The following is a 6,888-nucleotide window of genomic DNA, read 5'->3' as shown; positions in this document are numbered from 1 at the left end:
CTAAAGTGAACCACATCGCCATCTTGCATTATATAGTCCTTGCCCTCTAGTCTTACAAGTCCCTTTTCCCTTGCTGCATTCATACTGCCCAGGTCCACTAGGTCTTTGTAGGATACTATTTCTGCTCGTATAAAACCCCTAGCGATATCGGTGTGGATTTTTCCGGCTGCATCAACGGCCTTAGTGCCTTTTTTTATGGTCCATGCCCTTGTTTCCATCTCTCCTGTAGTTAGGAAGGACATTAGTCCAAGTAGGCTATAGGAAGCTCTTATAAGGCTGTCTACACCAGATTCTTCTAAACCTAAAGCCTCTAAGAATTCTTTTTCATCTTCCTTGTCCAGTTCTGAAATCTCCTGTTCAATCTTTACTGAAATTGGAACGACCTCGGCGTTTTCTGTCTTCGCAAAGTCGATTATCTCCTTTACAAATTCATTGTCTTCAGGACTTGCAACCTCATCTTCTGAAATATTTGCCACATATACTATTGGCTTGTCTGAAAGTAGGTTAAAGCCTCTTAACAGTTTTTTCTCATCTTCATCTAAGTCCAATACTCTTGCAGACTTTCCCTGTTCCAACACTTCTAATAGCCTTTTTAGCAGATCTACTTCTGGTTGAAGGTCTTTGTTGCCCTTTAATGCTCTACTGGATTTGTCCAATCTCTTTTCAACCATTTCCATATCGGAAAAGATAAGTTCTAAGTTTATGGTTTCAATGTCTCGTAGCGGGTTGATGTCCCCATCTACATGGACGATATTGTCGTCTTCAAAACATCTAAGCACTTGTACTATTGCATCCACTTCTCTAATATTTGCCAAAAACTTATTTCCTAAGCCCTCGCCCTTAGAAGCACCTTTAACAAGTCCTGCTATGTCGAAAAACTCTATACTTGCAGGAACAATTTTTTTAGATTTAGAAAGTTCTCCAAGGACTTCTAGTCTCTCATCGGGAACATCTACCATTCCTACATTTGGGTCTATTGTACAAAAAGGATAGTTTGCTGATTCAGCTCCTGCCTTTGTTATTGCGTTAAACATTGTACTTTTACCAACGTTAGGTAAACCTACAATTCCTAATTTCATGTAATCCCTCTTCCTTCATATAGTCATAAAAAATCATATTGATTTTATCACAGTTATGGGGGATTGTAAACGATTCATGCCATTTGTGAGCATAAAGTGGCACAGTTTATGAGGTAATGTTATAATGTAAGAAAGATTTATCTTATAAATCAATAAAAGGGGGAAACCATGAATAAAAAGAGGATAGTATCTTTATTGTTAATCTTTGCCATGGTTATAGGAGCCTTTCCTATAAATTCATTGGCAGAGGAAAAGGTTTCAGAAAATCCGAAACTCCTTTCTATTGTAGAAGGGGACTATGAATTTGATGAAACTACTCAGACCATAACTAAGTACAATGGTGAAGCTGAAGAGTTAATCATTCCAAAGACCATTGGTGGAGTTTCTGTAAAGCATATTGGAAATAGTGCTTTTTCAGGAAAGAAAACCCTGGTTAAGGTAACTGTGCCTGAAGGGGTAGAGACCATTGGAAAAAATTCATTTATGAAATTACCTAATTTAAAGGAAATCAATCTTCCATCTACCTTAAAGTCTATTGATTTTTCCGGAATAGTAGTAACTAGCCTTGAAACTTTAGTTCTACCAGAAGGACTGGAAGTGCTTTCAGATAAGGCTTTAATGGGCAATGCTAAGTTAAAGACGGTAAACTTCCCAGATACCTTAAAGACCACAGGACCAGATCTATTTATGGGGAACAAATCCATGGAAGGAGAACTGGTTTTAGGTTCAAACCTAGAGGAGTTAGGAAGGTTTTTATTTAGAAAAGGCTCCAATGATGTAACTTTAAGGATTGCACCTAAAGGAAAGAAGCTTTTTATTTCTGAATACACCTTTGGCAATCTCCAAAATAATTTAGACATTCCTCAAGGAAGACAAGTTACCATAAAGGCGAGGGCCTTTACTACAACAGAACCTATAACTTTAGACTTTGGTACAATTGAGGCTAAAGTTGGAACCAGTAAAGAGGATTTAATAAAACTTTTGAAAGAAAAAGTCCAACTAAATTCTGCAATAAGTGAAAATGACTTCCAAAGCCTTAGTGAAGGTCAAGGAGAAATTTACGAAATTCCCGTTAACTGGAATAGCGTTGATGTCGATAGTTCTAAGGAACAGGAAGTTTCTATAGAGGCAAGCTTTTCAAACATTCCAGAAGATGTGATGACTAAATTTAACCCTAAGGGTGATGTATGTACCGAAGGTTGTCCTGATGAAATCCTTGCAAGGACAAAGATTGTCGGCAAGGTAAAATTTGTCGAATCCAAAGTTCAAACTCCATGGGTACAAGACGACTTTACTTATGAAGTAATTAGCGACAAGATATCTAAGTATAAGGACTCATTGACCATTACAGGTCTTAGTGAAAAGGGTAAGGCAAAGTTGGAAACAGACAAGGACTTGGTTTTACCAAATTCCATCAATATGGATGGAAAAGATATGCCTGTTCTAGGAGTAGGGGAAAATGCCTTTAAGAATATGAAGATTACCAGTGTAAAACTTCCAGATGTCTATCCAGAGCAGGGGAATTTCATTATTCGTGCAGGAGCTTTTGCGGATAATGAGATAACCGAATTGACATTGCCTGAGGCGACACATATTATTGATTCCTATGCTTTTAAGAACAATTCCATAGGTAAATTGCATCTGCCTGCAAACACTTGGAAGGTTGGTAATGAGGCTTTTGCCTACAATGAAATCTCGGATTTAACCATATCCGATGAAGTAAACTTAATTCAATTGGACAACTATTCCTTTGCCTATAACCAAATAAAGTCAGTGGATTATCCATTCTCCGCGTTTAAGACCCTTGGATATGTATTTAGGGGTAACCCTGGAATGGAGCCGATAAAGTCCGGTGAAGGTGTAGGTTATGGAAAGGTATATATCTATACGAGAAATCCTGAACACCTAAGCTCTTCAACTTATATTAAAAACAGTGAGTACCAGGAGTTTATCTTAAAATCTGAAGTTGATAGACAAGAGCTTTATAACGCTATTAAGAAAGCTAGCAGTTACAGTTTAAGTCAGTATACAGAGGAAAGTTCAGTAAACCTTCTTAATAAATTGGATGTGGCTAGGGAGGTTATGAAGGACTATGACTCAACACAGGACCAAGTGGATAAGGCAACTTCGGATTTAAATGAAGCCATCTCAGGTCTTACTCTGATTGGTACGGATAAGACGAAACTAAATGAACTTATAAAAGAAGCCCAAGAACTGGTTAAGCATCTATACACCGATGATAGCTGGGCAGAGCTTTCAACCTGGTTGGAACATGGTAAAGACTTATCCTTAGACCCTAATGTAACTAAGGGGGAAGTGGACCATGCTGTTAAAAAGTTAAGTGAAGCCATGGAAAACCTTGAAGTAAAACCAGAAATGCAATATAACCTGGATGACTTTATAATAGAAAAAGACAGTATAAATGGATTTACAGCTTCTGGTAAAGATAAGTTTGAATACAATAAGGATGTGGTTTTACCAAGCTATAACAAGGATGGAGAAAGTATTAAAAGGATAGGAGACGATGCCTTTCCTATGTCCGATGATGATGTTATAGTTGCAACAGATGACATTCAGTCTCCTGAGGGTATGAGAACTGTAGTATTTCCTGAAAAATTAGAGCAGATTGGAAAGTCCGCATTTAAATACAACGCATTGGAGAGTTTGGATTTTCCAAAGACTTTAAAATCCATAGGGATGACTGCCTTTAATGGAAATCAATTGAAGGGAGAACTTACCATACCAGACTCTGTAACAGAAATAGGTAACGGTGCCTTCTCACTTAATCTCTTTACAAAGGTTAATTACTCAAAATCCATGGAATATATTCCAGATGGATGTTTTGCTAGGGATATATACTTAACGGACTTTGAAATTCCTGAAGGGGTTAAGACCATAGGATCCTCAGCATTCCAAGGGGCGCCATTTAAGGAATTGGTATTTCCATCTACATTGGAAAAAATCGACAGAAGGGCCTTTATGGGTCATAGAATGGAAAAAATTACAATTCCTGGCAATGTAAAGGAAATTGGTCCAAATGCCTTTGAACACAATAAAAAGTTTAAGTATTTAAGGCATTTAGTACTAGAAGAAGGCGTTGAAGATATAAAGAAATCCGCCTTTGCAGAAGGGATTTTAGACACTGTAAATCTACCTAATTCTTTAAAGAGTTTACACAAGGACGCCTTTAAAAACAATATCGACGAGGAGAAAAATCCTAGAATTGTAAAATTATATACTAGAAATCCTGAACATTTAAACTTCCCTGAATCAAAATTCCACGAAATAATACTAGTGGAACTTGACACTAAGGCCTTGGAAGAAAAGATATCTGAAATTGAAGAGTTTTTAAACTCTAGAGATTTTAACAGAGGTAGGAGAAGAGAGAAACAAAATCTTTTAGACGTCTTGGAACAGTCCAAGAAGGCATTAAATGAAGCTTTCGAACAAGGTGTTTTGGATGACTTTGTAAAGGCTTTAGATAAAGCTAAGAGAGATGTAATAAGGTCAGGTAAGAGAAATGATCCTAGCCCTACTGATCCAATTCCAGTAACACCAGTAAAGCGTGAAGTCGATAGGATTAGTGGTAGGGATAGAGTTGAGACCTCAATTGAAGTCTCTAAAAAATACTTTAATAATTCAGACGAAGTGATTATTGTAGATGGCTACAATTATTCTGACGCCTTAAGTGCCGGTGGTTTTGCAGGTATAGTAAATGCGCCTATTTTACAAGTTGGAAAGGACGGACTAAGATCTTCCTTAAAGGATGAAATAAAAAGATTAGGAGCGAAAAATGCAATAATCATAGGTGGAGACTCCTCTGTGAACCTAACCGTTGAAAATGATTTAAAGAATATTCTAAAGGTTGAAATGATCGCAGGTAAGGATCGATATGAAACTTCAAAACTAGTTGCACAAAGGGTAATGGGTCTTACCAACAATGAAAATATGATAGTGGTGGATGGTAAAGACTTCCCAGATGCTCTTTCATCTAGTGGACTTACCAACAAATACAAAGCTTCAATCCTATTGGTTAAAGATGGAAATGACAATATCTCATTTTTAAAGAAACTAAGTGGTGAAAAGGTCATTGTAGGAGGAAGAGGCAGCGTATCTGTGGCCGCTGAAAAAGAAAGTGGCTCTACCAAGAGAATTTATGGTAAGGACAGATACGAAACGTCTTTAAACGTTTTAAAGGAACTTAATGTAAAAGATGAAATCTTCCTAGCTTCTGGTAGAGAATATGCAGACGCCCTTAGTATAGCACCTGTTGTTCACATAAAAAACAGTTCTGTTTTATTGGTGGACAATAAGGACAAAAAGCTTAAGGACTATTTGGATAAAATAGAAGCAAACACCCTTCATATAATTGGAGGAGACAGTTTAATAGGTAAAGATGTTTTAGAATTTTTTAAAAACTAGGACATTAAATTTAGAAATCCTCTTTGCTAATTTATGGCAAAGGGGATTTTTTAATGTCTAAAATACAATCCCAGAGGCTTATTTTGAATTGATTTTAAACAAGCTAAAAGGTCGACTAATTTAATAAAGCTTGCCATAAAAATAACAAAATAATATAGGTAAAATGAAGTTATATGAATGGGTTTTATTCAAGGTATTTACTGTGAAAAGTTGAAAATAGCAAAAATTTCCAAAAATTTACATAAAATTAAATTAAAATTCTCGTAAATTATTCTAAAAAATTTGATGATTTCTATTTAAAAAGTCGAAAAACATCTTACTAACATTGAAATAGCAACGTTTAACAGAATTTAACTTTAATACTGCATAAAGCTTGCAATTTAAATTGATAAAGTGTATAATTGTACGAAACCAAGCACTTAGTATTTAAGTGCTCGATTTTATAAGGAGGCGGCTATGACAAAATACATTTTCAAGAGAATTTTACAAGCTATCGCAGTTTTATTTTTGGTAACTTGTATAACATTCTTTCTAATGAAGCTGGTGCCCGGGTCTCCCTTTGCAAGTGAGAAGACCCAATCTCCGGAGGTACTGGCTGCATTAAACAAAAAATATGGACTGGACCAACCCTATTCGGTTCAATTAAAAAAATTTATTACAAATGCTCTTAAAGGAGAGTTCGGAGTTTCCCTTAAGATGCAAAAGGATAGGCCTGTTATGGACATCATTGAAGAGATGTTTCCTACCAGTGCGAAGCTTGGGTTGTTGGCACTGTTTTGGGCCATAATAGTGGGAGTTCCACTAGGTTGCCTTGCGGCTTATCATCGTGGCGAAAGGTTGGATTCTATACTTAGGGTTTTAACCACCATTGGGATTTCTGCTCCAGGGTTTGTAGTTGCAACTCTTTTACTGCTCTTCTTTGGAGTAAAGTTAAAGGCTCTACCTACCATGGGTTTAAATTCCTTTAAGTCCTACTTGATGCCTTGCTTCTCCCTAGGATTTTATCCTATGTGCTATATAGCAAGACTATCGAGGTCATCGATGCTGGATGCAATCGGCCAGGACTATATTAGAACGGCAAGGGCAAAGGGAGTTTCTGAAGGAAAGATACTCTTTAAACACGCTTTAAAGAACGCTTTTATACCAGTACTTACCTATCTTGGTCCACTGACTGCTGGAATCATAACCGGGTCCATGGTAGTTGAATCCGTGTTTTCAGTACAAGGTCTTGGGCGATATTTTATTAACTCTGTACTAAACAGAGACTATCCCATAATAATGGCGACAACATTATTCTTTGCAGCCCTTGTAATCTTCATGAACATGGTGGTAGACATTTTATATAGATTTATAGATCCACGAATAGATTTAACGAAAGGAGCTTAAA

3 protein-coding genes are annotated in these 6,888 nt (G+C 36.7%); 2 read left to right on the top strand and 1 reads right to left on the bottom strand.

What is annotated here, in order from left to right; translation table 11 throughout:
• A partial coding sequence (ychF, locus tag Q1K37_RS04115; protein WP_300409629.1) for a redox-regulated ATPase YchF occupies positions 1-1,079 on the bottom strand: 1,079 nt, incomplete at its 3' end.
• Positions 1,080-1,247: 168 nt separating this feature from the next.
• On the opposite strand from ychF, the gene Q1K37_RS04110 reads away from it, so the two are divergent.
• Positions 1,248-5,501 (top strand): leucine-rich repeat protein, encoded by a 4,254-nt coding sequence (locus Q1K37_RS04110; RefSeq protein ID WP_300409626.1) that lies wholly within the window; start codon positions 1,248-1,250, stop codon positions 5,499-5,501.
• Between the two features lie 456 nt (positions 5,502-5,957).
• The gene (locus Q1K37_RS04105; protein WP_300409623.1) at positions 5,958-6,887 is read left to right on the top strand and encodes an ABC transporter permease; all 930 of its coding nucleotides are present in this window, start codon (positions 5,958-5,960) and stop codon (positions 6,885-6,887) included.
• The last annotated feature ends 1 nt before the right edge of the window (position 6,888 follow it).

It is taken from the genome of Lagierella sp. (assembly GCF_029983815.1).
Lineage (GTDB): Bacteria > Bacillota > Clostridia > Tissierellales > Peptoniphilaceae > Mediannikoviicoccus.
Note: the sequence above shows the minus strand (reverse complement) of the source record. Positions and strands in the feature narration are given on the sequence as shown.

What these genes read in the sequence shown, in the direction of transcription:
- Q1K37_RS04110 (WP_300409626.1), top strand. Translation starts at nt 1,248, where the DNA reads ATGAATAAAAAGAGGATAGTATCTTTATTGTTAATCTTTGCCATGGTT.
- Q1K37_RS04105 (WP_300409623.1), top strand. Translation starts at nt 5,958, where the DNA reads ATGACAAAATACATTTTCAAGAGAATTTTACAAGCTATCGCAGTTTTA.